Annotated in this window: 23 protein-coding genes and 1 pseudogene; 13 read left to right on the top strand and 11 right to left on the bottom strand. The window is 71.1% G+C overall.

The window, feature by feature from the left end:
* Positions 1–48: 48 nt before the first annotated feature.
* The gene (locus HJD23_RS03210; RefSeq protein WP_171107811.1) at positions 49–912 is read left to right on the top strand and encodes an Fpg/Nei family DNA glycosylase; all 864 of its coding nucleotides are present in this window, start codon (positions 49–51) and stop codon (positions 910–912) included.
* Between the two features lie 4 nt (positions 913–916).
* Here HJD23_RS03210 and HJD23_RS03205 read toward each other — a convergent pair whose 3' ends face one another.
* A complete protein-coding gene (locus tag HJD23_RS03205) occupies positions 917–2,098 on the bottom strand; it encodes a SpoIIE family protein phosphatase (protein WP_171111362.1) in 1,182 nt (393 codons plus the stop codon).
* Between the two features lie 273 nt (positions 2,099–2,371).
* Between HJD23_RS03205 and HJD23_RS03200 the strand changes: the two genes are divergently transcribed.
* A complete protein-coding gene (locus tag HJD23_RS03200; protein WP_171107809.1) occupies positions 2,372–3,193 on the top strand; it encodes a SigB/SigF/SigG family RNA polymerase sigma factor in 822 nt (273 codons plus the stop codon).
* A 36-nt stretch (positions 3,194–3,229) separates the two neighbouring features.
* Here HJD23_RS03200 and HJD23_RS03195 read toward each other — a convergent pair whose 3' ends face one another.
* From HJD23_RS03195 to HJD23_RS03185, 3 genes are all read right to left on the bottom strand, one after another.
* Complete coding sequence (locus HJD23_RS03195) at positions 3,230–3,880, bottom strand: zf-HC2 domain-containing protein (RefSeq protein WP_171107807.1); 651 nt, start codon at positions 3,878–3,880, stop codon at positions 3,230–3,232.
* Positions 3,881–4,071: 191 nt separating this feature from the next.
* Positions 4,072–4,587 (bottom strand): hypothetical protein, encoded by a 516-nt coding sequence (locus HJD23_RS03190; RefSeq protein WP_171107805.1) that lies wholly within the window; start codon positions 4,585–4,587, stop codon positions 4,072–4,074.
* 146 nt (positions 4,588–4,733) lie between these two features.
* Positions 4,734–5,279: a sigma-70 family RNA polymerase sigma factor gene (locus HJD23_RS03185; RefSeq protein ID WP_171107803.1), complete on the bottom strand. Its 546-nt coding sequence runs from the start codon at positions 5,277–5,279 to the stop codon at positions 4,734–4,736.
* Positions 5,280–5,491: 212 nt separating this feature from the next.
* Here HJD23_RS03185 and HJD23_RS03180 point away from each other — a divergent pair, with 212 nt between their 5' ends.
* On the top strand, positions 5,492–6,664 hold the full coding sequence (locus tag HJD23_RS03180; protein WP_171107802.1) for a CapA family protein: 1,173 nt from the start codon (positions 5,492–5,494) through the stop codon (positions 6,662–6,664).
* Positions 6,665–6,670: 6 nt separating this feature from the next.
* On the opposite strand, the gene HJD23_RS03175 is transcribed toward HJD23_RS03180, so the two are convergent.
* Positions 6,671–7,144 carry a MarR family transcriptional regulator gene (locus HJD23_RS03175; protein WP_171107800.1) on the bottom strand — a complete coding sequence of 158 codons (474 nt, stop codon included), beginning with the start codon at positions 7,142–7,144 and terminating at the stop codon, positions 6,671–6,673.
* Between the two features lie 57 nt (positions 7,145–7,201).
* Here HJD23_RS03175 and HJD23_RS03170 point away from each other — a divergent pair.
* Positions 7,202–8,031 (top strand): annotated as a pseudogene (locus HJD23_RS03170) (alpha/beta hydrolase).
* Here the strand turns inward: HJD23_RS03170 and HJD23_RS03165 are convergent.
* Together HJD23_RS03165 and HJD23_RS03160 are read right to left on the bottom strand one after the other, a co-directional pair.
* Positions 8,028–9,440, bottom strand: coding sequence for an amino acid permease (locus HJD23_RS03165; protein WP_171107798.1), 1,413 nt, complete (start codon positions 9,438–9,440; stop codon positions 8,028–8,030). The pseudogene HJD23_RS03170 and the gene HJD23_RS03165 overlap by 4 nt on opposite strands.
* An 86-nt stretch (positions 9,441–9,526) precedes the next feature.
* Positions 9,527–9,988: a universal stress protein gene (locus tag HJD23_RS03160; RefSeq protein ID WP_171107796.1), complete on the bottom strand. Its 462-nt coding sequence runs from the start codon at positions 9,986–9,988 to the stop codon at positions 9,527–9,529.
* 89 nt (positions 9,989–10,077) lie between these two features.
* Here HJD23_RS03160 and lysX point away from each other — a divergent pair, with 89 nt between their 5' ends.
* Together lysX and HJD23_RS03150 are read left to right on the top strand one after the other, a co-directional pair.
* Positions 10,078–13,365, top strand: a complete 3,288-nt coding sequence (gene lysX / locus HJD23_RS03155; RefSeq protein WP_171107795.1) for a bifunctional lysylphosphatidylglycerol synthetase/lysine--tRNA ligase LysX — start codon at positions 10,078–10,080, stop codon at positions 13,363–13,365.
* Positions 13,366–13,472: 107 nt separating this feature from the next.
* The gene (locus tag HJD23_RS03150; protein ID WP_171107792.1) at positions 13,473–14,306 is read left to right on the top strand and encodes a polysaccharide deacetylase family protein; all 834 of its coding nucleotides are present in this window, start codon (positions 13,473–13,475) and stop codon (positions 14,304–14,306) included.
* A 30-nt stretch (positions 14,307–14,336) separates the two neighbouring features.
* Here the strand turns inward: HJD23_RS03150 and HJD23_RS03145 are convergent, their stop codons facing one another.
* A complete protein-coding gene (locus tag HJD23_RS03145) occupies positions 14,337–14,999 on the bottom strand; it encodes a class F sortase (RefSeq protein WP_171111360.1) in 663 nt (220 codons plus the stop codon).
* 334 nt (positions 15,000–15,333) lie between these two features.
* Between HJD23_RS03145 and HJD23_RS03140 the strand changes: the two genes are divergently transcribed.
* On the top strand, positions 15,334–15,819 hold the full coding sequence (locus HJD23_RS03140) for a hypothetical protein (RefSeq protein WP_171107790.1): 486 nt from the start codon (positions 15,334–15,336) through the stop codon (positions 15,817–15,819).
* A 304-nt stretch (positions 15,820–16,123) separates the two neighbouring features.
* Here HJD23_RS03140 and HJD23_RS03135 read toward each other — a convergent pair whose 3' ends face one another.
* Together HJD23_RS03135 and HJD23_RS44650 are read right to left on the bottom strand one after the other, a co-directional pair.
* Entirely contained in the window at positions 16,124–16,888 is a 765-nt protein-coding gene (locus tag HJD23_RS03135) for a DUF4239 domain-containing protein (protein WP_171107789.1), read from the bottom strand.
* A gap of 16 nt (positions 16,889–16,904) precedes the next feature.
* On the bottom strand, positions 16,905–17,033 hold the full coding sequence (locus tag HJD23_RS44650) for a hypothetical protein (protein ID WP_269475833.1): 129 nt from the start codon (positions 17,031–17,033) through the stop codon (positions 16,905–16,907).
* A gap of 809 nt (positions 17,034–17,842) precedes the next feature.
* Between HJD23_RS44650 and HJD23_RS03125 the strand changes: the two genes are divergently transcribed.
* The 3 genes from HJD23_RS03125 to HJD23_RS03115 all read left to right on the top strand — a co-directional run bounded on the left by HJD23_RS03125 (position 17,843) and on the right by HJD23_RS03115 (position 22,100).
* Positions 17,843–18,841: an SCO0930 family lipoprotein gene (locus HJD23_RS03125; RefSeq protein ID WP_171107785.1), complete on the top strand. Its 999-nt coding sequence runs from the start codon at positions 17,843–17,845 to the stop codon at positions 18,839–18,841.
* A 308-nt stretch (positions 18,842–19,149) separates the two neighbouring features.
* Positions 19,150–19,962 (top strand): SAM-dependent methyltransferase, encoded by an 813-nt coding sequence (locus tag HJD23_RS03120; protein WP_171107783.1) that lies wholly within the window; start codon positions 19,150–19,152, stop codon positions 19,960–19,962.
* Positions 19,959–22,100: an EAL domain-containing protein gene (locus HJD23_RS03115; RefSeq protein ID WP_171107782.1), complete on the top strand. Its 2,142-nt coding sequence runs from the start codon at positions 19,959–19,961 to the stop codon at positions 22,098–22,100. Before HJD23_RS03120 ends, HJD23_RS03115 begins: the two co-directional genes overlap by 4 nt.
* A gap of 105 nt (positions 22,101–22,205) precedes the next feature.
* On the opposite strand, the gene HJD23_RS03110 is transcribed toward HJD23_RS03115, so the two are convergent.
* Entirely contained in the window at positions 22,206–23,090 is an 885-nt protein-coding gene (locus HJD23_RS03110; RefSeq protein WP_171107779.1) for a LysR substrate-binding domain-containing protein, read from the bottom strand.
* 119 nt (positions 23,091–23,209) lie between these two features.
* On the opposite strand from HJD23_RS03110, the gene HJD23_RS03105 reads away from it, so the two are divergent.
* The 3 genes from HJD23_RS03105 to HJD23_RS03095 are packed head-to-tail and all read left to right on the top strand — an operon-like array spanning position 23,210 to position 26,576.
* Positions 23,210–23,878, top strand: coding sequence for a succinate dehydrogenase (locus HJD23_RS03105; RefSeq protein WP_171111357.1), 669 nt, complete (start codon positions 23,210–23,212; stop codon positions 23,876–23,878).
* A gap of 2 nt (positions 23,879–23,880) precedes the next feature.
* Entirely contained in the window at positions 23,881–25,830 is a 1,950-nt protein-coding gene (locus tag HJD23_RS03100) for a fumarate reductase/succinate dehydrogenase flavoprotein subunit (protein WP_171107778.1), read from the top strand.
* Positions 25,827–26,576: a succinate dehydrogenase/fumarate reductase iron-sulfur subunit gene (locus tag HJD23_RS03095; RefSeq protein WP_171107776.1), complete on the top strand. Its 750-nt coding sequence runs from the start codon at positions 25,827–25,829 to the stop codon at positions 26,574–26,576. Before HJD23_RS03100 ends, HJD23_RS03095 begins: the two co-directional genes overlap by 4 nt.
* The last annotated feature ends 93 nt before the right edge of the window (positions 26,577–26,669 follow it).

The following is a 26,669-nucleotide window of genomic DNA, read 5'->3' as shown; positions in this document are numbered from 1 at the left end:
CGCCCATGAACCGACGGCACTGTCGGTCCCGGATGGCACTCTGGACGTATGCCGGAACTGCCCGAGGTCGAAGCGCTCAAGGACTTCCTGACCGATCACCTCGTCGGTCACGAGATCGTGCGCGTGCTGCCGGTCGCGATCAGTGTGCTGAAGACGTACGACCCGCCCCTGTCGGCCGTCGAGGGGCACGAGGTCGTGGCCGTGCACCGGTACGGCAAGTTCCTGGACGTCGAGACGGCCGGCGGCCCGCATTTGGTGACCCACCTGGCCCGCGCGGGCTGGCTCCAGTGGAAGGACCGCCTCCCCGACGGCCCGCCCCGCCCCGGCAAGGGCCCCCTCGCGCTGCGCGTCGCCCTGGAGACCGGCGCGGGCTTCGACCTCACCGAGGCCGGGACGCAGAAGCGGCTCGCGGTGTATGCCGTGCCCGACCCGCAGCAGGTGCCCGGCGTCGCACGGCTCGGCCCCGACCCGCTCGCCGACGACTTCGACGAGGCCCGCTTCACCGCCTTGCTCCGGGGCGAACGCCGACAGCTCAAGGGCGCCCTGCGCGACCAGGGCCTGATCGCCGGCGTCGGCAACGCCTACAGCGACGAGATCCTGCACGCCGCGAAGATGTCCCCGTTCAAACTGGCCGCGTCCCTCACCCCCGAGGAGACCCGAAGACTGTACGAGGCCCTGCGCACCACGCTCACGGAAGCCGTCGAGCGCTCCCGGGGCCTGGCGGCCGGACGGCTCAAGTCCGAGAAGAAGAGCGGCCTGCGTGTGCACGGCCGCACCGGCGAGCCCTGCCCGGTGTGCGGCGACACCATTCGCGAGGTCTCCTTCAGCGACTCCTCGCTGCAGTACTGCCCGACCTGCCAGACCGGCGGCAAGCCGCTCGCCGACCGCAGGCTGTCCCGGCTGCTGAAGTGACCGTTCAGCGGCTCGGCGGCCACCACTCGACCAGCAGGATCGTCGCGTCGTCGCGGAGCCGGCCCGGCTGTGCGTCGAGGATCGAGTGGATCAGCTTGCGCAGCGTCTCCGGCGCCAGCTCGCCCGCGGCGGTGGCCCGGATGACGTAGTCGGCGAACCGCTCCAGACCGAACTGGTCGCCGTCCCGGGTCCGCGCCTCGGTGACCCCGTCGGTGTACAGCAGCACCCGGTCACCGGGCTGCAACGTGGTCTCGTGCACCTTCCGCCCCTGTTCGGCCAGCAGCGACGGCAGCCCCATCGGCGGATCGGCCTCCCGCTCCAGCGCGTCGACGAGCAGCCGCTGGTCCCGGATCAGCAGGGGTGCCGGGTGCCCGCAGTTGGTCCAGCGCAGCACGCCGCTCGCCAGGTCCAGCTGGATCAGCACGCCGGTGCAGAACTGGTCCGGCAGCCACTGGGCCAGCGCGTCGTCCACGCTCTGCACCAGTTCCGGCAGATCGGCGCCGGTGCGCCGGGCGTTGCGGCAGGCGGCCAGCGACACAGCCGTGGTCAGCCCCGACGCCAGGTTGTGGCCCATCGCGTCGAGGACGGCGGCGTGCAGGGTGGTCTCGTTGAGGGCGTGGTCGAAGGCGTCGCCGCCGAGCTCGTAGGCGGGCTCCAGTACGGCCGTGGAGATGACGTGCGCGGTGCCGATCGTGCGGGGCGGCAGAAAGGCGCGCAGCATCTCGGCGGGCAGCTGCATCGGTTCGGTGCGGGTCCGTCGTACGAAGGACTCCTTGTACGCCCGCGCGGACGTCACCATCATCGCCAGCAGTGCGGCGAGGGCCCGGCTGCGGCGCAGCGAGGTGGGGCTGAGCACCGGGCAGTGCACCGCGAGCACGCCGAGCCGCTCCGCCCCGTCCAGCAGCGGGAGCCACGCCGTGATACCGCCGGTCTCGGCCTCCTCCACGCGCAGCGACTGGGTGCGGTACGTCCAGCCCGCGAGGGAGTCGTCGACGGGCAGCGCGGAGGCGACGTCGGTCAGCGGGACCAGCTGGCGCTGCTGGAGGTCGGCGAGGTACACCACGGAGTGCTGCAGGCCGAGCGCCTTGGAGCAGCGGGCCACGGCGGCGGACAGGTCGAGTGCCGTGTTGTCCGGATCGGCGAGGAACTCCTCCAGCCTGCCCTCGCCGGGTTCCGCCGTCGTCACCTCGTCTCCCCTCGTAGGGACCGCGCCGCGGTCGGTCACGTCCTTCAGCAGGCTCACACCGCCGCCCGGGGCCTGCCCGGCGACCGGGGCGGGCGGGGCAACGAGGGAAGTGACGGCACCGCCGTACGGGTGAGAGGTCCCGCCCGGCAAGGTCTCGGGCAACGTCTTAGCAAAAAGGGACGAAAGTCATGAATAGGGGCAAGGGGGTCATGGGCAGAGACCGTCGGGAGGAACAACCGCCACACCGGACCGAAAGGCTTCGAGGACCACACGATGACGACCGTCGTCACCACAGCCCCGACCGAGACCGCCACCCGCCCGACCGGCGACGCCCCCGACACCGCAGCCGCCTTCCGCCGTCTCGCCGTCCTGCCCGACGGACCGGAGAAGGAGCGGGTGCAGGAGGTGTTGCTGCGGGCGTGGCTGCCGATGGCCCACCGGATCGCCTGGCGTTTCCGGGGCAAGGGGGAGAGCGCCGATGACCTGCGGCAGGTCGCCGCGCTCGGCCTGCTGAAGGCGATCCGCCGGTTCGATCCGGGCCGGGGCCCCTTCGAGCCGTTCGCGATACCGACGATCAGGGGCGAGCTGCGCCGCCACTTCCGTGACCGGATGTGGGACGTGCGCGTGCCCCGCCGGGTCCAGGAACTGCGCAACAGGGTCCGGGCCGCCTGCGTCGAACTGGCCCACACCCCCGGCAGCCCGCACCCCACAGTCGCCCAAGTCGCCCACCGCACCGGCCTGAGCGAGGAACAGGTCCGCGAAGGCATGACGGCCCTGGAGAGCTACAGCGCGCTGTCCCTGGACGCGGCGAACGGCGACTCCGACGCCGACGGTCCGAACCTTGCGGACCTCCTGGGCGAACCCGACGACGGATTCCAGCTCGTCGTCGACCGCGAGAGCGTCAAGGACGCGGTACGGCGGCTGCCCCAGCGCGAGCGCGCCATCCTCTACCTGCGCTTCTTCGAGGACTGGACCCAGAGCCGGATCGCCGACCGGATGGGCATCTCCCAGATGCACGTCTCCCGACTGCTCACCCAGACCTGCGCCCGGATCCGCGACGAGACACTGAGCCCGGCCGAATCCAGTACGTCCTGACGCCGGACCCGGCCCGCCCTGCGGACCCGGCCCGCCCTAATGGGGATCCAGCGTCACCAGCCGCTCCCCGGCCGACGTGCGCACCTCGTAGCGGTCGATCTGGTCGGGGTGCAGGGCGGTGGCGCCCTGCATGGTGTTGGGGCGGGCGTCGTGCCGGGGGACGGTCCAGTTGGTCGCCGTCTCCTCCGAGCCGTCGCCGCCGATCACGACCAGTCGGCAGGCCCGGGGCCCGGCCGCGTCCTTGACCTCCAGCACCACCTTGCTGCCCCAGGGCACGTCCTCGGTCGTGACCTGCGCCCACACACCCGAGCGCTCGTCGGTCGCCGAGATCCGCACCGCCCGGTCCCCGCGCTCGGCCACGATCGCGATCGCGGGTCCGGCCAGGGCACACACCACCGCGGCGGCCACGGCGAACAGCCGCAGCCGGCGCCCGGCCCGATGCCGGGCCGCGACCTCGCCCAGCAGCCGGTCCAGCAGCCGCGGCCCGGGCCCCGCCATGGGGTGCACCGAGCGCGGGGTGGCCCGCCGGTAGAGCATCAACTGCCGTGCGGTGGGGCCGAATTCAGTGACGTGCAGGGAGCACTGAGGGCACTCCATGAGGTGGTCCTCGAAACGGAAGGCGTCCGCCTCGTCCAGCACGCCGAGCGCGTACGCGCCGACGTCGCGATGCCTCTCCAGGGACCTCATGCCGAATCCTCGTGATCCTCGTGTCGGTGGGTGTGGGTGGGGTTACTCCTTGCTCCCACCGGTACGCACCAAGCCGGGGAATCACTCAAGCCCTATACAGAATCGCAACCAAGGGATTCGGAGCGGCCCGCCCCGAGGATTGGTCGGATTCCCGACGAATCACAGAAGGATCAGGAAGACGACGGGGGGATCTAGAAGAGGTGGATGGCCAGGTGCCCCAGTGGCAGCCCCAGCTGCCACGCCGGCGTCCACACCTTCGGGCCGTCGTCCTCGCCCACCAGCGGACCGCCGCCCGGAACCGCGTTCAGGTCCGGCGCGAGCAGCTCGGTCTCCTCCAGCCAGCGCCAGGCGGCCTCCGCCAGCTCCAGGTCCGGCGAGGGCCCGCCGGACTCCACCGCCTCGGTGGCCACCTGCGCCATCCGCTCCCGCACCCAGTCCTGCCACGGCTGGTCGTACGCCGTCAGCGACAGCCAGGTCTCCAGCTGGGTGACGACCCGGATGCCGGAGAGCTCACCCTCCGTGTCGGACAGGAAGATCGTCAGCGCCAGGGCATCCCGACCGGCGCGGAACTCGAAGGACGTCGGCGGCATCAGGTCGCCGGTCCGCAGCAGTTCGTCGGCGATGTACTCGGCGTACAACCAGGCCATGGGGACGGTGAGTTCACCGCCACCGGTGCCGCCCGTACTCTGGTGACCTCTGTGCTGCATCCCTTCCTGCCTTCCTCCGGTGGTGCGCGTCGCCCGGCCCGGGTCCCTGGGCCCGGGCCCAATCCGGAACACGGATGAGGACAGCCGATTACTCAACCGGGGTCCTCAGCAAGGCGCTTTATGGAGGTTTGACTCGGCGATTGGTTTCAGCCCAGGTCGGCCGCGTATCCCGGAAGCACCCGGCGCAGGGCGCGCAGCGCGTAGTACGCGCGGGACTTCACGGTACCGGGTGGGATGCCCAGGGCCTGCGCAGCTTCCGCCACACTCGCCCCCTGGAAGTACACGAGCACCAGGACTTCACGGTGTTGCGGCGTGAGTGTCTTCACAGCCTCGCGGACGTCGAGGGTGGCGGCCGACCGTTCGGCGTGATCGGCGCACACGCGCGCGTTCTCCAGGATCGCGTCGCCGACTTCGGGCGGGCGTGCCTGGCGGGCCCGCCGGGCGTCGATCGCGAGCCGCCGGCCCACGGTCAGCAGCCAGGGCCGTACGGACTCGAAGGCGTCGGCGCGCAGCGCCTCGGGGTGTTGCCAGGCGCGGACGAGGGTCTCCTGGACCAGGTCCTCGGCGCGCTGCCGGTCGCCGTCGCAGAGCCTGAGCAGCAGTGCGAAGAGCGGTCGGCCGTGCTCCCGCTGGAGCGCGGCGAGCTCGTGCTCGGCGGTCGTCCCGTTGGTGATGGTGGTTCCGGCCGTCATGGCCGTATGGCATCGCAGGGTGCGGTTTCAGGACAGAGAGAGCACACGATGGTGCGACGGACGGTCGAACGCGTCGGCGAACGGTTCGACGAACGGTCCGCCTCGCCCCCTCGCGCGACGCGGACGGGTTAAAGGGGCCCCTGGGGCTGTTTGCGGCCGTGTTCAGCTTCGTACCTATTTGTAGGTAAGTACGACCACACTGGGGTGAGCTGATGATCGTACACATCGCACGCAGACGGCAGGTGGCCCTGGCGTTGACGGCGGTGCTCGCCGCGGCCGCCGCCTGCCAGGCCCGCGACGACGAGGAGCCCGTCGCCCGCACCGGCCCGCAGGCCGCCGCCACCGCCGCCGGTCCCCGCGCCTTCACCCTCGTCGCCTCCGGCGATGTCCTGCCGCACACGTCCGTCATCGAGCAGGCCCGCTTCGACGCGGGCGGCTTGGGCCACGACTTCCGGCCCATGTTCGCCGCGGTGGCGCCCGTCGTCTCGGCCGCCGACCTGGCGCTGTGTCACATGGAGACGGTGTACGGCGGGAACGGCGACTATTCCGGCCGCGCCCCGTTCAAGTCCCCGCCGGAGATCGCCCAGGCCCTCGCCGCCACCGGCTACGACGGCTGCTCCACCGCCTCGGAGCACAGCCTGGACGACGGCGCCCGGGGCATCCGGCGCACCCTGGACGCCCTCGACCGGGCCGGCGTCCGGCACGCCGGGTCGGCGCGCACCGAGGAAGAGGCGCGCACGGTCACGATCCTGCCCGCGGGTGCGGCGCGGGTCGCCCACCTCGCCTACACCCTCGGCACGGAACGTCACCCGCTCCCCGCCGGGCAGCCCTGGGCCGTCAACCTGGCCGACGAGGGCCGGATCCTCGGCGACGCCCGGGCCGCCCGGCAGGCGGGCGCCGACGTGGTCGTCGTCTCCCTGCACTGGGGCACCGAAGGGCAGGACGAGCCGGACCGGCGGCAGCTGTCCATGGCCCGGACCCTCACCGCCGCCGCCCCCGGCGGCCGCCCCGAGATCGACCTGATCATCGGCACCCACGCCCATGTCCCGCAGGCGTACGAGAAGGTCAACGGCACCTGGGTGATCTACGGCATGGGCGACCAGGTCGCCGGCGAGATGACCGACCGCCGGGGCACCCCCGATCCGCGCGCCAACCAGTCCACGATCGGCCGCTTCACCTTCGCCCCGCCCGCCCGTCCCGGTGGCCGCTGGGAGGTGAAGAAGGCCGAGTTCATCCCGCAGCTGTTCGACATCGACGCGGGCCGGGTGCTCAACCTCAACGCCGCCCTCGCCCAGGGCGCCGACGTGGTCGGCGTGCGTGACCGCATCCAGCGGGTCGTCCTCAGCCGGGGCGCGGCACAGGACGGGCTGGTGATGGGGGAGTAGGCGCGGTCAGTCGACGTCGACGTGGTCGAACCGCTTCAGCATCTCGCCGAGCACCCGTAGGCACGTCCGCACGTCGGCGTCCGTCAGATCGCCGCCGACCTCGCGCAGGACGGTGTGCTCGCGGGCCAGCACGGCGGTGATCGCGGCCCGGCCCCCGGCCGTGAGCCGGATCAGCGGCGACCGCTGGTGCGCGGGGTTGGGGATGCTCTCCACCAGGCCGCGCGCCGCCGCGTCGTTGACCATGCGCTGCACGAACTGCCGGCTGATGGCCTGCGCGCGGCCCATCTGCGGGACGGTCATCGGCCCGTGCTTGTGCAGCAGGTCCAGCACGGCGCGGACGCCGACGGACAGGCCCTCGACGGCCTCACCCTGCTCGACCTTGCGCTGCACACGCCGGTAGAGCGGACCCACCAGGTCGAAGACCTCGGTGAGGCGGTGGCCGAGTTCGTCCGGGGGGAGCGGCTTGGCGATGTCGTTCACTCGCTCATCATGACACCTCGGTTGCCAAACCGGGGTCGAGATGACACCTTGGTTGTCATGACTGCTGCATCGGGCCTTCGCTTCTTCCCGTCCGCCGACGGTGACCTCGCCTACCTCGACACCGGCTCCGGGGACCCGGTGGTCCTGCTCCACTCCGGGTATGTCGACCACCGGGTCTGGAGCGACCAGATCCCGGCCCTCGCCGCCGAGTACCGTGTGATCGCCCCGGACGTCCGCGGCCACGGCTTCTCCGCCAACGCCACCCGGCCGTTCCGCTGGGCCGACGACCTCGCCGCCCTGCTGCGTCACCTCGACGCCGGGCCCGCGGTCCTCGTCGGTTCGTCGATGGGCGGGGTGATCGCCACCGACACGCTGGTGGAGCACCGGAACTGGTCCGCGCGGTGGTCACCTGCGCCGCGGTGACCGGCGACGTCCAGTACACGGATCCCTGGCACAAGGAGATCCAGGCCGAGTACGCCCGCGCACTGGGCGCCGGCGACATCGACGCCTGGCTCAACGCCTTCCTGCGGGTCGTCCCCGGCCCGACCCGGACCGCCGACGACATCGACCCGGACATCCTGCGCCGGCTGCGGGAGATGGCCCTCCACACCATCTCCAAGCACACGCCGGACGAGAAGAACTGGCACGTGCCCGTCACCGACTCCTGGGACCGCGTGGCGAAGACCGACGTCCCGCTGCTCGTCGTCAACGGCGGCCTGGAACCCGCCGACCTGCTCGCCGCGGCCGAGCGGCTCGCCCGCACCGTCGTGAACGGCCGCTCGGTGACCATCGACGGCGTCGGCCACTACCCGAACCTGGAGAAGCCGGAGATCTTCCGCAGGACCCTGCTCGACTTCCTCCGCGTCCAACAGGCCCTAGTCCTCTAACGGCCCGCCAGTTCCGACTTCCGGTACGAGTACGCGAAGTAGATCACCAGCCCCAGCGCGAACCACACGGCGAACCGCGCCCAGGTCTCCCACGCCAGGAACGTGATCAGCCAGATCGAGAAGATCACACCCACCGCCGGGACGAACGGCATCCACGGCGTACGGAAGGTGCGCGGCAGATCCGGCTGCCGGTAGCGCAGCACGATCACCGCGATGCACACCACCACGAACGCCAGCAGGATCCCGATGTTGGTCAGCTCGGCCGCCTCGCCGATCGGCAGGAACCCGGCGATGACGGCCGACGCCACCCCGGCGATCCACGTCACCCGTGTCGGCACATGGCGGGTCGGGTGGGTCTTCGCGAACCACGCCGGCAGCAGCCCGTCCCGGGACATCGCGAACCACACCCGGGTCACGCCCAGCATGAACGTGAACATCACCGTGAGGATGCCGATGATCGCGCCCACCGCGATCACGTTGGCCAGGGAGCTCAGCCCCACCGACTCGAAAGCCGAGGAGAAGCCGCTCTCCGGGTCGATCTCCGTGTAGTTCTGCATACCCGTCAGCACCAGACACGCCGCCACGTACAGCACCATCGAGATCGCCAGCGAGTAGACGATCGCCTTCGGCATGTGCCGCTGCGCGTCCTTCGACTCCTCGGCCGCCGTGGACAACGCGTCGTACCCGAAGACCGCGAAGAACACGACGGCCGCACCGGTGAACGCCCCGCCGATGCCGTACGGGAAGAACGGGGTGTAGTTCGCGGTGTCGATGTGGAACAGGCCGACGCCGATGACCAGCAGCACCACCAGCACCTTCAGCACGACCACGACCATCTCGAACCGGGCCGCGTTCCTGATGCCGAGGGTCAGCAGGTAGGCGATGAACAGGCACAGCACCGCCGCGAAGAGGTCGACCTGGTGGCCCTCGCCGGTGCCGGGCGCGCCCAGCATCCAGCTCGGCAGGTCGGCGCCCATCTGGCCGATCAGGAAGTTGAAGTAGCCCGAGATGCCGATCGCGACCACCGCCACGATCGCCGTGTACTCCAGCAGCAGGTCCCAGCCGATGAACCAGCCCACCAGCTCGCCGAGCACCGCGTAGCCGTACGTGTAGGCGGAACCGGCCTTCGGGATGAGCCCCGCGAACTCGGCGTACGACAGCGCGGCCGCCGCGCTCGCCACGCCCGCGATGAGGAAGGACACCAGCACCGCAGGCCCGGCCGTGCCGTTGGCCACGGCGCCGGCGAGGGCGAAGATGCCCGCCCCGATGATGCCGCCCACGCCGATCGCGGTCAGCTGCCCCAGGCCCAGGGACCGGTCGAGCCGGGTACCCTCGACGATTTCCGTCTCTTCGATGTGCTCGATGGGTTTGCGGCGGAAAATCCCCTCGTCCATTCGGAGCCGGGCCATGCGCCTCACCTCTTCGCGATCGCCAAACGGCTGACGACCGATCATGATGGCTCAGCCGCACCCCCGCGAAAAGACGCCACGCACCTCTACGGCACGACTGTCACCGGCCAGCGGCCCGCCTTCACCAGCCTGATCGCCACCGAGCCGATGATCCGGTGCCCGGCCTGCTCGGAGGCCCCCACCACCACGGCGTCCGCCTTCAGCTCGTCCGCCGCCTTCACCAGCCCGCTGTAGGGGTCGCCGCGGAAGGTGTGGAACTCCCAGCGGATGTCGAATATCCCCTTCACCTGCTCGGTGGCGTCCCGGATCTGCGCCACCAGGTCCTCGGCGATCTCGTCGGTGGTCGCGGCGACGGGCGCCCCGAGGGCCGCGCCCCCCGCCAGCACCGGCTGCACATACACGACCGCCAGCAGCGCGCCCTGCCGCCGGGCCAGGCCACCGGCGTAGGCCGCGGCCCGCAGCGAGGAGTCGGAGCCGTCCACTCCGACCACGATGACCTTCGGCCCGTCCGTACCACGCTCGAACCGGTGCGAGTGCTGTTCCGTCACGGCCCGAGGCTATCGGAAGCGGTACCTCCGCCCGCCGGGCGGCAGCGCTCGACGGGCGGAGCGCGGGCGCTGTTCCTACAGTCGGAACCATGAGCGCCACCGTGGACGCCGCGACCGCCCGGGACACCCCGGGCGGCCCGATACGGCGGCCCGGCACCGGCCAACTCGGCAGGGTGCCGGAGGCCTTCGCGGCCTTCTTCGGCGCCCTCGGCGTGCTCTGTGCGCTGCTGGCCCTGATCCCGCCGCTGCGCACCGCGCTGCAGCCCGTCGTCCGCTTCCTCGAACTGCTCGTCGTCCCCGTCAGCGCCAACCTCGCCTACGCCGTCTTCCTCTTCCTGCTCGCCGCCGCGACCGCCGCCCGCAAGAAGATCGCCTGGTGGCTGGTCGTCGTCTATCTGGGCCTGCTGGTCCTGACCGACGTCCTCGTCGCCGCCCTCGGCGACTACGCCGACTCGCTCCCCTCCCTGATCGTGTGCGCCCTCGCGCTGGTGCTGCTCATCGCCGCCCGCCGCGAGTTCTACGCCGCCTCCCGCCGCGGCGCCGTACGGCGGGCCGTCGGCGTCCTGCTGGCCGGGCTGGTCGTGGGGATCCTGGTCGGCTGGGGGCTGGTCGAGCTGTTCCCGGGCACGCTGCCGCGCGGACAGCGACTGGCGTGGGCCGCCGACCGGGTGTGCGGCGGGCTGATCCCCGGCGGCGCCTTCGACGGGCGGCCGCCGCACTTCCTGTTCCTCCTGCTCGGCCTGTTCGGCGCGCTCGCCCTGCTGAACGCCGCCTCGACCCTCTTCCGCTCGCAGCGCATGGAGGCCGCCCTGCACGACGACGAGGAGGTCCGCATCCGCGCCCTCCTGAAGGCGTACGGCGAGCAGGACTCGCTCGGCTACTTCGCCACCCGGCGTGACAAGGCCGTCGTCTTCTCACCCAGCGGCAAGGCCGCCGTCACCTACCGCGTCGAGGCCGGCGTCTGCCTGGCCAGTGGCGACCCGGTCGGCGACCGCGAGGCCTGGCCGCACGCCATCGCCGCCTGGCTGGACCTCGCCCGTCGGCACGCCTGGGCGCCCGCCGTGATGGGCGCCTCCGAGGCGGGCGCCAAGGCCTTCGCCCGCGCCGGACTCGGCGCCCTCCAGCTCGGCGACGAGGCGATCGTGCACGTGCCCGGCTTCGACCTCGACGGCCGCGACATGCGCGTCACCCGGCAGGCCGTCCACCGCGTCCGCCGCACCGGCGCCACCACCCGCATCCGCCGCCACGCCACCCTCACCGCCGAGGAGATGGAGGAGGTCGTCGGCAAGGCCGACGCCTGGCGTGACACCGAGACCGAACGCGGCTTCTCCATGGCCCTGGACCGGCTCGGCGACTCGGCCGACGGCGACTGTCTCCTCGTAGAAGCCCTCAGCGCGGACGGCCGTCTGCTCGCGCTGCTGTCGTTCGTGCCGTGGGGCAGGGACGGCGTCTCCCTGGACGTGATGCGCCGGGACCGGCAGGCCGCGCCGAACGGCGTCATGGAGTTCATGGTCGCCGACCTGTGCGCCGCCGCCCCGAAGCTGGGCGTACGGCGGATCTCCCTCAACTTCGCCGTCTTCCGCTCGGTCTTCGAGGAGGGCGCCCGCATCGGCGCCGGACCGGTGCTGCGGCTGTGGCGGCGCCTGCTGCTCTTCTTCTCCCGCTGGTGGCAACTGGAGGCGCTGTACCGCTCCAACGCCAAGTACCACCCCGAGTGGTATCCGCGTTTCCTCTGTTACGGCGACGCCGCCGCCCTCGCCCGGATCGGCCTCGCCTCCGCCATCGCCGAGGGCTTCGTCTCCGTACCGTCGCTGCGCACACTGCGCGCAAAGGGGCACCCGAACGGCCGGCACCGGCCCGCGACCACCGAGGGCCTGCCGTCGCTGTCCGCGCTCGGCCTCGCCGGAGGGGACGAGGCCGGGCCCGGTGATCCGCTCGCCGCACTGCCGGAACAGGTCCGCGTCCGGCACCACAAGCTGGACCGGCTGCGTGCCGCAGGAACCGACCCGTACCCGGTGGGCGTCCCGCCGCCCACCCACACCCTCGCCGAGGTCCGAGAAGGCGAGCGGGTGACGGTCGCCGGGCGGATCATGCTGGTGCGCGACTTCGGAGGCATCGTCTTCGTGCTGCTGCGCGACTGGTCGGGCGACCGCCAACTCGCCCTCACCCGCGACGACCTGGGATCCGAGGCGCTGGACCGCTTCACTGCCGACACCGACATCGGCGACCACATCACCGCGAGCGGCCGCGCGGGCGTCAGCGACAAGGGCGAACCGACCGTCTTCGTCACCTCCTGGCGGCTCATCGGCAAGTGCCTGCGCCCGCTGCCCGACAAACGCCGGGGCCTGGCCGACCCCGAGGCCCGGGTGCGCCGCCGCTATCTCGACCTGGCCGTCAGCCCCCGGGCCCGCGAGGTGATCCGGGCCCGCTCCACCGCCGTACAGGCGCTGCGGCAGGGCCTGATCGACCGTGGCTACCTGGAGGTCGAGACACCGATGCTCCAGCAGATCCACGGCGGCGCCAACGCCCGCCCCTTCACCACCCACATCAACGCCTACGACCTCGACCTCTATCTGCGCATCGCGCCCGAGCTGTATCTGAAACGGCTGTGCGTCGGCGGCCTGGAGAAGGTCTTCGAGATGGGCCGCACCTTCCGCAACGAGGGCGTCTCCTACAAGCACAACCCCGAGTTCACGATGCTGGAGGCGTACCAGGCGTTCGCCGACTACGACGTCATGCTGGACCTGACGCGGGAGCTGATCCAGGGCGCGGCGAGCGCGGCCTTCGGCAGCCCGGTGGTGCGCAAGGACGGCCGGGAGTACGACATCTCCGGGCCCTGGCCGGTCAGGACGGTGTACGGGGCGATCTCCGAGGCGCTGGGGGAGGAGGTGACCCCGGACACGGACCTGACCGCCCTGAAGCGGCTGTGCGACCGCGCGGGCGTCCCTTACACCGCCGACGACGGTTCCGGCGACGTCGTGCTGGAGATGTACGAACGCCTTGTCGAGGAGCGGACCCAGCTGCCGACGTTCTACAAGGACTTCCCCACCGACGTCTCCCCGCTCACCCGGCAGCACCGCACCGACCCGCGGCTCGCCGAACGCTGGGACCTCGTCGCCTTCGGCACCGAACTCGGCACGGCCTACTCCGAACTGACCGACCCGGTCGAACAACGCCGCCGCCTCACCGCCCAGTCCCTGCTCGCCGCGGGCGGCGACCCCGAGGCCATGGAACTGGACGAGGACTTCCTGGACGCCCTCGAATACGCCATGCCCCCCACGGGCGGCCTCGGCGTCGGCGTCGACCGCCTGATCATGTTCCTGACGGGCCTGACCATCCGGGAGACGCTGCCGTTCCCCCTGGTCCGGCGCCGCTGAGGGCGTGGTCGCGGGGTCCGGCCGGACATCGGCCGCCCGAGTGTTTTCCTGCCGCCGCGCCGGTGGCGCTGTGGTCGGTCGGGGGCGGGTGGGGCGACTGATGAGTCATGAAGAAGGATCAGTTGCTCACGCGCCGAGGGGCGTTGCTCGCCGGTGCCGGTGCCCTGGGCGCGGCCGGGGTCGCCGGTCTGCTGAGGCCGGGAACGGGCGGTGAGGCCGGCCCGTCCGCCGCCCCCGCCCCGGGACCCCCGGCGCGCCGCCCGCTCAGGCCTTCCGCGTACCGACTCCAGCCCCTGGCCGGATACGGCCCGCCGTCCGCCGCCGCCCGCACCCCGGTCCGCAGCGAACCCCTGCTGCGCATGTCCGGAGTCGGCCGCACCATGGTGCTGACCTTCGACGACGGCCCCGACCCGCGCTACACCCCCGACATCCTGCGCACCCTGCGCGAGTACGACGTACGGGCGATGTTCTTCGTGTGCGGCGAGATGGCCACCGCGCACCGGGACCTGCTCGCCGAGATGGCCGAGGACGGCCACGTCGTCGGCAACCACACCTGGTCCCACCCCCTGCTCACCCGGCTCAGCCGCGCCCGCATCCGGGACGAGATGGTACGCACCAGCGAGATCATCGAGGTCGCGTACGGCGAACGCCCGCTGTGGTTCCGCGCCCCCTACGGCGCCTGGAACCGCGCCGCCTTCCAGCTCGGCGCCGAGCTGGACATGGAACCCCTCGCGTGGACCGTCGACACCCTCGACTGGACCGAGCCCGGCACCCGCACCATCGTCGACCGGGTGGAGGACGGCGCCGGTCCCGGCGTCGTGGTCCTCGCGCACGACGCCGGGGGCGACCGGTCGCAGAGCGTGTGGGCGCTGCGCGACTATCTGCCCCACCTGCTGGACGCCGGATACCACATCACCGTGCCGCGCCGGTACCAGGTGTGAGCGGCGGCCGTCCGCCCGGTCGGGGAACGCTCAGCGAACCTCGACCAGGCGGGCGAAGGCGACGACGTTCCCGTCGTACCCGTTCTGCTTGGAGAAACCACCGCCGCAGGTGATGACCCGCAATTCCGGAACACCCTTGGAGCCGTAGACACGGTCGCCGGGGAAGTTGTCCTTCGCGAATACCTCGACGCCGTAGACCTCGAACACGGCCGTCTTTCCGTCCTGCCGTACCACCTCGATCCGGTTTCCGCGGTTCAGCGCGCCGAGGCCGTAGAACACGGCCGGACCGAGCTGGTTGTCGACATGGCCGACAACCACGGCGGTGCCCTTCTCACCGGGTGACACGGCACCGGTGAACCAGCCCGCCAGATTGGGGTCCTCGGCGGGTGGCGCGTCCACCCAGCCCGCCGCGTCCAGACCGACCGGCGTGATGGGCGCGTCGACCTGGATCGCGGGAATCCTGATCCAGTCCGGCACGGAGTACGGCAGCGCCGACGGGGTGTTCGCGAAGGTGCTCGGAGTGGAACGGCTGTCCGCGGCCGCCGCCGACGCGGGTTGCGGCGGCCCCACGTCGAATTCTCCCGAGCCATTCCGAATGAGCGCGAGTCCGGTCAGCAGAACAAGCGCTATCACGCCCCATGGGGCACGCTTCCGCCGCGGCTCCTCCTCTTCCTCCAGTTCGGAAAGGTACATGGTGTCATCCCCTCTCGACGCGGCCGTCGCCACGTCATTCAGCGCATGGGAGAACGCTAAGACGCCGGAGGGAAACCGGCGACGGGGGAGATACGAATGGGTGGTCCCGGCCATGGGCGGTGCGCCATCCGAGTTGCCGCGCGCAGGATTTTTCTGACGGGCCGTGACCTGCGGCAATATCTGATTGTGTGGTTGACCCCCGGTGTGTTGCCTCACCAGGACGGACCATCGCCGACATGCGGGTTTTCGCATGGCAACTGAGGGTTTTGCTGGGAGACGCTTTCTCGCCGATCGACCGGGGACGGGCCCCGGGGCGTCTTCCGCGGAGGATGACATGCGAAACTCTCGTGCCCTGGCGGTCTCCGCCGCGGTGGCCGCCGTAGTCGGGGTCGCGGCCCCGGCGGCCGTCGCGGGGAACACCCCGAGCAATATCGTCGCCCTGCCCAGCGTCATCGCCCGCGGGGGCCAGATGACGGTCACCGTCGACGGCTGCCCAAGAGGCGGCACCATGACGTCCGAGGCCTTCTCACCGGCCAGACTGTCACCGATCAACGGTGCCAACGGAACCTCCAGGGGGCAGGCGACGATCGACAGCAACGCCGGCCCCGGCACCTACGACATCCTCATCCACTGCTCGGGCCGGCAGCTGATCCGCCCGAACGCCTTCACCGTCATCGGCGGTGTCCGGGGCGGTCTCGGCGGCAGCATCTCCACCGGGGCGACGCCGGCCGACATGGCCATCGGCGGCGGGCTGGTCGCCACGGCCCTCATCGGCGGCGGCGTGTTCTGGATGCGCCGCCGCTCGGAGAAGCGCCTCTGACGCGCCGCCCCGCGCCTGGAGACCTGATCGCACGTACGGACATCGGCCCCGGACCCCAGGAGGTTCCGGGGCCGACGCCATGAGCAAGGTGTATTGCGCGCATGTGGATCCTCCGGTCCCCGAGGAGCAGCTGCAGACCTTCATTCCGATCGCACCGGAAATGCTCCTCGTTGACCGAAACGCTAGGAACGGGAGTGCCTGCGCGCGATCGCAGTCGTGCGAACGGGGCAACTCGGTGGGCCGACCGGGGTACGTCGTTGCTGTGGCCGGGGGACGGCGGCGGCGTGCCACACGCCCCCCGCCGTCAGCTCCGGGCGTCCGGAAAGAGAGCCAGGAACGGCTCGTACGAGGCGGTCACGCCCCGGCTGTAGGGCGCGTCGAAGTCCCAGATCAGGAAGAGCAGAAAGGCGATCAGCGCGGAGAACAGCACCGCGAGGACCAACTCGCGCGGGGTGCGCCGGATCTGCAGCGCGAGGATCATCCCGACGGTGATCACCGCCCCGGTGATGAGTCCGAACCACACCACGCCCGGCATGGTCGGCTCGGTCGAGTCCGCCCGCGCATGGCGCGCCCGGTCCGCCTCGGCCACCTGGTCGACGAGCGGCTGGTAGGCCTGGGCCTCGAAGTCGGTCCTCGGCTCGTAGTCCGTGACGGCCGCGCGCACCTGGTTCAGCAGCACGGTGCCGCGCTCGGTGACCTCGCCCTCGTCGGTCATCGCCTTCCACTCGGTGGTGACGACGTGTCCGACATAGGTGTTGACATCCTCCCGAATGCGGTCACGCACCTCGGGCGGATAGACCCGGACCCGTTCGGTGATCTCGTGCAGCGCCTGGGCCTCCGCCCGCACGTGCTCCTGGGCGGCGTTGCGGGCCTCCCAGACACCGGCGATGGCCAGGCCGAGCACGATGGCGTACACCACGCCGATCCACATCGTCATGTACTCGATGACGTCCGGCGTCTCGGAGGGATCCTCGTCGTCGGACACCGCACGGTGCCGTAGCAGGGTGATGACGACCACCAGGGCGCAGGCGGCCAGCATCGCGAGGGTGAGAACAAGCCATTCCGGCAACAGATGCCTCCAGGGGTCAGCGGGGACGCAGCGCGGCGACGGCGAGCAGCGCGGGCACGGTGATGAGCAGGAGGTAGGTGACCGGCGACTGGCCGCCCTGCGACGGCCGGTTGCGCGGCGGGGTGCGGTAGCGGGGGTAGCTCACCGGGGTCACGGTCGGACGCGGGGTGGCCTTGGTCGACGGGGACGGTGGCGGTGACGGCGTGGGGGTGGGCGTCGGAGTCGGAGTCGGCGTCGGGGGCGGCGGGGGAGCCGGGGCCGGTGGGGGTGCGGGGGCCGGTGGCGGCGGTGCGGGCCGGGGTGGTGGCTCGGGACGCTGGGTGGGTGTCGGTGTCGGTGTCGGTGTGGGCGGGGGCGGGGGCGTGGGCTTCGGCTGGGGTGGGGGTTGGGGCGTCGGGGTCGGTGTCGGTGTCGGACTGGGTGTGGGGGTGGGACCGGGGCACGTCGGGGGAGTGGGCCAGGTCGAAGGAGTGGGCCACGTCCGGCTCCCCGCGACCGCCACCGCCTCCGTGCCGCCCGGTCCGGTCGACGCGTACGCACAGGAGTCGGCCACGGCCGCGCCGGCCGGGGCGCCGACGAGCGCCGCGGTCAGCGTTACCAGGACCAACATCCGTACGCCAACGGACGATTGGGTCGGTTCGGAACCATGCACGACCGCGATCATGAGGCTTTCCGGGCCGCCACACGCCCGGGCGGCGGGGGATTGCCCCGAACGGGGGAAGTGGGCGCTGCGAGGTTTGATCGGCGGACCCTCGGTCAGGGCCCCGGCCACAGGCCCCGCCATGAGCCCCGCCATGGGCCGATCACCAGCCCCGATCACCGGCCCCGGGACCACAGGTTCCGGAAAGAAATCTCCGATCCGGTTGAACACAACCGGCGTCCGCGTTCGTACCCATGGTCGTGCGGCGGCGCAGCAGGGCGCTGCGATAACCCTTGCGATTATGGGAGTTGACGATGAAGACCTCCTGGCGGAGCGCCTCGCTCGTGGCGAGCGCCGCGGCCGTACTGGCGCTGACGACGGCGTGTGGTCAGGAAAGTGGCACCCCGCCGGCCAGTCAGAACGTGGGCGCGACCGCCCCGGCCGGCGGATACGGAAGCGCGGGGCTCGGCGCCACCACCGCCGGTACGGGTACCGGCACCGGAGCCGACGCGGGTGCCGCGGCGGGTGAGCAGAACGCCGGGGCGCAGTCCGCCTCCGCGGGCAAGCTGTCCGTCTCCGCCAACACCGAACTCGGGCAGGTGCTGACCGACAGCGCCGGCCGGACCCTCTACCGGTTCGACCAGGACACGGCCGAACCGCCCAAGACCAACTGCGAGGGCGACTGCGCGACCGCCTGGCCGCCCGTCCCCGCGGACGACGCCACCGCGGGCGAGGGCATCGACGAGTCGATGCTCGGCGAGGTCACCCGCCCCGACGGCACCAAACAACTGACCATCGGCGGCTGGCCGGCGTACCGCTATGCGAAGGACGTCAACCCGGGCGACACCAAGGGCCAGGGCGTGGGCGGCACTTGGTACGCGCTGGCCCCCGACGGCAAGAAGGCCTCGGCCTCGGCCTCGACGGAGAACCTGCCCGGACTGTCCACCCGTAACGACCCGAAGCTCGGCGAGATCGTCGTCGACAAGAACGGCCACACGGTCTACCGCTTCATGAAGGACTCGCAGTGGCCGATGAAGACCGCGTGCACCGGCGAGTGCCTGGAGAAGTGGCCCGTCATCGCGCCGGTGGACGCGAAGGACACCAAGGGCATCGACCTGCAGGGCTCCACACCCAACCGGGGCTACGTCGTCTTCGACCGCCCCGACGGCATCAAGCAGCAGACCATCGACTGCATTCCGATCTACACCTTCGCGGGCGACAAGAAGCCCGGTGACACCAACGGTCAGGGCGTGGGCGGGACATGGTTCGCCATCCGGTCCGACGGCAAGCCGGTCGGCGCGCCCGCGCAGTAGCAGGCGAGTACCGTCCCCGGTTCGAGCCCGGCGCACAACCCAGCGGTCCGTGTCCCACGCCACCACGCGGGATGCGGACCGCTTTGCCGTCATTCACCGGGAGTCTTCTGGACTCGTCCCCATTTCACCGGGACACGCTGAGACACCCGACGGACACTATTCGTAAGCGTTCCCCGACAGGTCAATTCGGCACGTGCCGCAGGCAGTGACCGGGAACGGACGGTCAATTTCCGTTTCCGCTCGCTCCATTGGCGGGCGATCAGTAGCCTCTGCTCGAACACCGGATCGCCTACGCCTTGGAGAGATAGATGGAGCGTCCCGCCTGGGCCCCACGGAGCATCGACATCTCGGTGCCGAGTGTCGCGCGGATCTACGACTACTACCTGGGCGGTTCGCACAACTTCGAGGTCGACCGGGAGGCGGCCCGCAGGGCCATGGAGTTCATGCCGGGACTGCCGAAGATCATGCAGGCGAACCGGGCGTTCATGCGCCGCGCCGTGCGCTACGCGGCCGGCGAGGGCATCACACAGTTCCTGGACATCGGCTCGGGCATCCCGACGTACGGCAACGTCCACGAGGTGGCCCAGAAGGCCAGCCCCGGCGCACGGGTGGTCTACGTCGACCACGACCCGGTCGCCGTCGCGCACAGCCAGGCCGTTCTCGAGGGCAACGAGAACGCGGGCGTGATCGCGGCCGATCTGCGCAAGCCCCGGGACATCCTGTCCAACCCCCAGGTGGAACAACTGCTCGACCTGAAGCGGCCGGTGGCGCTGCTGCTCGTTGCCATACTCCACTTCGTGGAGGACGCGGACGATCCGTACGGGGCGGTGGCTCAACTGAGCGACGCACTGGCGCCCGGCAGCATGCTGGTTCTCACGCATGCCTCGTACGAGGGAATCCCGCTGCCACCCGAGCGGGCGGGTGGCACGGTCGACGTATACAAGGACCTCCGCAACCCGCTGATCATGCGCTCGCGCGAGGAGATCGCGCGGTTCTTCGAGGGGTACGACATGGTGGAACCGGGACTGGTGCCGATGCCTGTCTGGCGACCGGACACCGCGCCGGAGGACGAGGATCCGTATGCCTTCTCCGGTTTCGCGGGCGTGGGGCGTACGGCGTGATCGCGGAGCCGGACGGGCCGGAGGACAGACTGCGGCGGTTCGCGACGATCTGGAGCCGGGCGGTGTACCCGGCCACCTCGACGTCGCTGACCAGACCGGAGTTCGAGGAGCTACTGCTGCCGCTGGCCCGGAGGTTGAGCGCCGCGCTGCGCACCCGGACCTTCGACGCGGCCGAGGGCCGCGCGGTCGGCGCCGCCCTGGTCGACGCGCACTGCACCGACCCGGAGGCGCTCAGCCGGGGCCTGGACTGCGTCGACGCCTACCTGGTGCTCTACTGCGGCGACGACCGCCCCCAGGAGGACCTGCGGGCCCGGTCGGCACGGCTGCAGCACGCCATGGCCGCCGGGTTCGCCCAGGCGCTGCGCGAGCGCACCCTGGCCGAGCAGGAGTCCATCGCGCAGGCCGCGCTGCGCGCCCAGGGCGTGGTGGCGCAGGCGCTGCACGCCAGCGAGGCCCGCTTCCGCGCGGTGTTCGAGGGCGCGGCCATAGGCATCGGCATCGCCGACCTCGACGGCAACGTCCTGGAGGTCAACGGCGCGCTGACACGCATGTTCGGCGGCTCCGAACAGAACGTGCGCGGCCGCAACGTCCGGGAGTGGACCCACGCCGACGACGCCCCCCAGGTCTGGCGGCTCTACGAGGAGCTGGTGCGCGGCGAACGCGAGCACTACCACGTGGAGAAGGCCTTCTACCGGCCCGACGGAACGGTCCTGTGGACCAACCTCACCGTCTCCCTGCTGCGCGACCCCGACGGCAACCCGCAGTACCAGCTCGCGCTGATGGAGGACACCACCGAACGGCGGCTGCTCAACCTCCGGCTGCGCTACGAGGCCACCCACGACGCCCTCACCGGACTGCCCAACCGCACCCTGTTCTTCGAACGCCTGGAGAAGGTGCTGAGCGCGGGCGAGGGCCAGCGCTTCGGCCTGTGCTATCTCGACCTCGACGGCTTCAAGACCATCAACGACAGCCTCGGCCACGCGGCCGGCGACCGGCTGCTCGTCGAGGTCGCCGACCGGCTGCAGGCCTGCGCCACCGCCCCCGGCGAGATGGTCGCCCGCCTCGGCGGCGACGAGTTCGTGGCGCTCACCACCGGCCCCGACAGCCAGCGCGAGGTCGACGAGCTCGCCGCCCGGATCATGAACGCGCTGGTCGCCCCGATCAGCGTGGACGGCCGGGAGCTGACCGTGCGCGGCAGCATCGGCGTCGTCGAGGGCGCGGCGGGGGAGCGCAGCGCGGCCGAGGTGCTGCGCAGCGCCGACATCACCATGTACCGGGCCAAGTCGGCCGGCGGCAACCGTTTCGAGGTGGCCGACGCCGAGGCCGACGCCCGCGCCATCACCCGCCACGGGCTCACCACGGCGCTGCCGACCGCGCTGGAGCGCGGGGAGTTCTTCATCGAGTACCAGCCCCTGGTCCACCTCGGCGACGGCAGTGTGCGCGGCGCCGAGGCCCTGGTCCGCTGGCTGCACCCCCAGCACGGCGTCCTCGGCCCCGACCGGTTCATCCCGCTCGCCGAGCACACCGGGCTGATCGTTCCGCTGGGCCGCTGGGTCCTGGAGCAGTCGGTGCGCCAGGCCCGCGACTGGCGGGAGCGCTACGCCGGCACGCCCTCCGCGCCGCTGCGCATCAACGTCAATCTCTCCCCGTGCCAGCTCACCCACCCCGGCCTGGTCCAGGACACGGTCGAGATCCTTCAGGCAGAGGGTGTCGCGCCCGACGCCCTCTGCCTGGAGGTCACCGAATCCGCCCTGATCGGCGCCGACGACGACCTGCTCAAGCCGCTGCGCCGGCTGGCCGAGATGGGCGTCGACATCGCCCTGGACGACTTCGGCACCGGCTACTCCAACCTCGCCAACCTCCGCCGCCTCCCGGTGAGCATCCTCAAGCTGGACCGCTCCTTCACCCAGAGCATGCAGCAGTTCCCGGCCGACCCCGTCGACCTCAAGATCGTCGAAGGCATCGTCTCCCTCGCCCACAGCCTCGACCTCGCGGTCACGGTCGAGGGCGTGGAAACCGGCGCCCAGGCCGAACAACTCCGCATACTCGGCTGCGACACGGCCCAGGGCTGGTACTACGCCCGCCCGGGCCCACCGGAACGGCTGCACGAACTGGCGCTGGCCGACGCGACGCCCTGAGCTGCGGCGCCCTCAGGGGCGCGGGGAACTGCGCGACCAGCCACATCGAACCCGCACCCCCGAACGGCGCTGAAGCGAAACGGCGCTACCGGCGATGAGGCACCCTCACCGCTCAAGCAACATCCGCTGCAACTCCCGAGCGGCCCGAGGCGGAGCCACATCACTACGGTGGGCCAGCGCAATGGTGCGATGCAGTCCGGGCAGGGCCAGCGGAGTGACCCGCAGCCCGTGCCCGGACCGCGCGGCAACCATCCGAGGCACCACAGCCACGCCCAACCCTGCCCGCACAAACCCCAACACCGCGTCCATCTCCCCACCCTCCACCGCGAAATCCGGATCGAACCCAGCGGAGCGACACGCGGCGACGGTCAGCTCCCGCAAGTCGTACCCGTGCCGGAACATCACCAGCCGCTCCCCCTCCAGGTCCGCGATCCGCACGGTGCGCCGCCCCCCACCCGGCCGCGGCGCCTCCGGCGACGACACCACCACCAGGTCCTCCCGCAGCAGCTCCACCGTCGTCAGCGCCGGCGACGGCGTCGGCAGCGGCAGCACGACGAGGGCGAGATCGAGCGCACCGCGCGCGAGATGCCGTACGAGATCGTGCGAGCCGCCCTCCTCGATCAGCAGCTGGATGCCCGGATAGCGGTCGTGGAAGGCGCGCAGCACATCCGGCAGCAGGCCGGTGCACAGACTCGGCGTGGCCCCCAGCCGCACCCGCCCCCGCCGTAGCTGCACCAGCTCCTGCACCTCGTGCCGCGCGGTGTCCGCGTCGGCCAGGATCCGCCGCGCCAGCGGCAGCAGCGCCTCGCCCGCGTCGGTCAGCGTGATGTTCCCGCGCGCCCGCAGGAACAGATCCGCGCCGAGCTCCCGCTCCAGCGCCTTGATCTGCTGCGACAGCGACGGCTGGGCGACATGGACGAGATCCGCGGCCCGGGTGAAGTGCCGGGTCTCGGCGACCGCCACGAAGTACTGGAGCTGCTGGAACTGCATACGGCCAGCATAGGTCTCGCCTATCGAATCAAGCCGGACCATGTCTTGGACCGATGGGGTGGCGCACGCATAGCGTGCGACCCATGGCTCTGGCAACGCGGACGGACCGACGGCCGTCCATGGCGCGCACGATGTGGGACAGCTCCGTCGGCAAGAAGACCGTGATGGCGGTCAGCGGCCTGATCATGCTGCTGTACCTGGTCGCCCACATGATCGGCAACCTGAAGATCTTCTTCGGCGCCGGCGAGTTCAACGACTACGCCCACTGGCTGCGCACGGTCGGCGAGCCGTTCATGCACTACGAGTGGACGCTGTGGCTGATCCGCGTCGTCCTCGTCGTCGCGGTCGTCGCCCACGCCGTCTCCGCGTACCAGCTCAGCCGCCGCGACATCAAGGCGCGCCCCAGCAAGTACGTGCACAAGAAGCCGCGCGCCTCCTACGCGACGCGCACCATGCGCTGGGGCGGGATCATCCTCGGCCTGTTCATCGTCTGGCACATCCTCGACCTGACGACCGGCACCGTGCACCCCGGCTTCCAGGCCGGCCACCCCTACCAGAACGTCGTCGACACCTTCTCCACCTGGTACGGCAACGTCATCTACATCGTCGCGATGCTCGCCCTCGGCCTGCACATCCGGCACGGCTTCTGGAGCGCCGCACAGACCCTGGGCGTCGGCAGCCGCACCCGCGACCGCGCCCTGAAGACCGTCGCCAACGTCCTCGCGCTGCTGCTCACGGCCGGTTTCATCGCCGTACCCGTGGGCGTCATGACCGGAGTGGTGAGCTGAAGATGACTTCCTACACGGACTACACGACCGGCGCGCCGGCCGTCGACACCAAGGCCCCCACCGGGCCGATCAACGAGCGCTGGGACAAGCGCCGCTTCGAGGCCAAGCTGGTCAACCCCGCCAACCGGCGCAAGCACACCGTCATCGTGGTCGGCACCGGCCTCGCGGGCGGCTCGGCGGGCGCCACGCTCGCCGAACAGGGCTACCACGTCGTCCAGTTCTGCTACCAGGACTCCCCGCGCCGCGCCCACTCCATCGCCGCGCAAGGAGGCATCAACGCGGCGAAGAACTACCGCAACGACGGCGACTCCGTCCACCGGCTGTTCTACGACACCGTCAAGGGCGGCGACTTCCGGGCGCGCGAGTCCAACGTGCACCGGCTCGCGCAGATCTCCGTCGAGATCATCGACCAGTGCGTGGCGCAGGGCGTGCCGTTCGCGCGGGAGTACGGCGGTCTGCTCGACACCCGCTCCTTCGGCGGCGTCCAGGTGTCGCGGACGTTCTACGCCCGTGGCCAGACGGGACAGCAACTCCTGCTCGGCGCCTACCAGGCGCTCAGCCGGCAGATCGCCGCGGGCAACGTCGAGATGCACCCCCGTACCGAGATGCTCGATCTGATCGTCGTCGACGGGCGGGCGCGCGGGATCGTGGCGCGGGACCTGATCACCGGCAGGATCGACACGTACTTCGCGGACGCGGTCGTCCTCGCCAGCGGCGGCTACGGCAACGTCTTCTACCTGTCGACCAACGCGATGAACTCCAACGCCACCGCCGTCTGGCGGGCGCACCGGCGTGGCGCCTACTTCGCCAACCCCTGTTTCACCCAGATCCACCCCACCTGCATCCCGCGTACCGGCGACCACCAGTCGAAGCTCACCCTCATGAGCGAGTCGCTGCGCAACGACGGCCGGATCTGGGTGCCGAAGGCCAAGGGCGACACCCGGCCGCCGAACCGGATCCCCGAGGACGAGCGCGACTACTACCTGGAGCGGATCTACCCGTCCTTCGGCAACCTCGTCCCCCGTGACATCGCCTCCCGCGCCGCGAAGAACGTCTGCGACGAGGGCAGGGGAGTGGGCCCCGGCGGGCAGGGCGTCTACCTCGACTTCGCGGACGCCATCAAGCGGATGGGCCGCAAGGCCGTCGAGGCCAAGTACGGCAACCTGTTCGACATGTACCAGCGGATCACCGACGAGGATCCGTACGAGGTGCCGATGCGGATCTACCCCGCCGTGCACTACACGATGGGCGGTCTGTGGGTCGACTACGACCTCCAGACGACCATCCCGGGCCTGTTCGCGATCGGCGAGGCCAACTTCTCCGACCACGGCGCGAACCGCCTCGGCGCCTCCGCGCTGATGCAGGGCCTCGCCGACGGCTACTTCGTGCTCCCGGCGACCATCAACGACTACCTCGCGCGCAACCCGCACCAGGACCCGGTCACCGACGAACACCCGGCGGTGCAGGAGGTGCTGGCCGAGACGCAGGACCGGATCAACCTGCTCCTCGCCGTCGACGGCGACCGCACACCGGACTCCTTCCACCGCGAGGTCGGCGAACTGATGTGGGAGTTCTGCGGAATGGCCCGTACGGACTCCGGGCTGCGCAAGGCCCTGGAGCGGATCCCGCAGATCCGTGAGGAGTTCTGGCGGCGCATCAAGGTGCCGGGCAGCGGCGAGGAGTTCAACCAGTCGCTGGAGAAGGCCAACCGGATCGTCGACTACCTGGAGCTCGCCGAGCTGATGTGCCTCGACGCGCTGCACCGCTCCGAGTCCTGCGGCGGCCACTTCCGCGAGGAATCGCAGACCCCGGACGGCGAGGCGGCCCGCAAGGACGACGAGTTCTCGTACGCGGCCGCCTGGGAGTTCACCGGCACCGGCGAGGCGCCCGTCCTGCACAAGGAAGACCTGGTCTTCGAGTACGTCCACCCCACCCAGCGGAGCTACGCATGAAGCTCACCCTGCGCGTCTGGCGGCAGCAGAACGCCGACGCCGAAGGCGCCATGTCCACGTACGAGGTGGACGGCATCTCGCCCGACATGTCCTTCCTGGAGATGCTCGACACGCTCAACGAGGAGCTCATCCTCAAGGGCGATGACCCGGTCGCCTTCGACCACGACTGCCGCGAGGGCATCTGCGGCGCCTGCTCGCTCGTCATCAACGGCGACGCCCACGGGCCCGAGCGCACCACGACCTGCCAGCTGCACATGCGGTCCTTCCGGGACGGCGACACCATCGACATCGAGCCGTGGCGGGCCGCCGCCTTCCCGGTGATCAAGGACCTGGTCGTCGACCGGTCCGCGTTCGACCGGATCATCCAGGCCGGCGGCTACATCACCGCCCCGACCGGCTCCGCGCCCGAGGCGCACGCCACGCCGGTGCCGAAGCCGGACGCCGACTTCGCCTTCGAGCACGCCGAGTGCATCGGCTGCGGCGCCTGCGTGGCCGCCTGCCCGAACGGCGCGGCGATGCTGTTCACCTCCGCCAAGGTCAACCACCTGAACGTGCTCCCGCAGGGCGCACCGGAGCGCGAGAGCCGCGTCCTCGACATGGTGGCGCAGATGGACGAGGAGGGCTTCGGCGGCTGCACCCTCACCGGGGAGTGCGCCACGGCCTGCCCGAAGGGCATCCCGCTGATGTCCATCACCGGCATGAACAAGGAGTGGCTGCGCGCCACCCGCAAGGCGGCCAAGAAGTGATGCCGCCCAGGTAGGGAAGACGTTCGCCGTAAAGGTGCGGACGGGCGGGACCGGGAGTGGTGCTCATCCCCGGTCCCGTCTCGCTTTCGGGCC

It is taken from the genome of Streptomyces sp. Z423-1, from assembly GCF_013009255.1.
Taxonomy (GTDB): Bacteria; Actinomycetota; Actinomycetes; order Streptomycetales; family Streptomycetaceae; genus Streptomyces; species Streptomyces gossypiisoli.
This window is presented reverse-complemented; position numbering and strand designations above follow the sequence as displayed.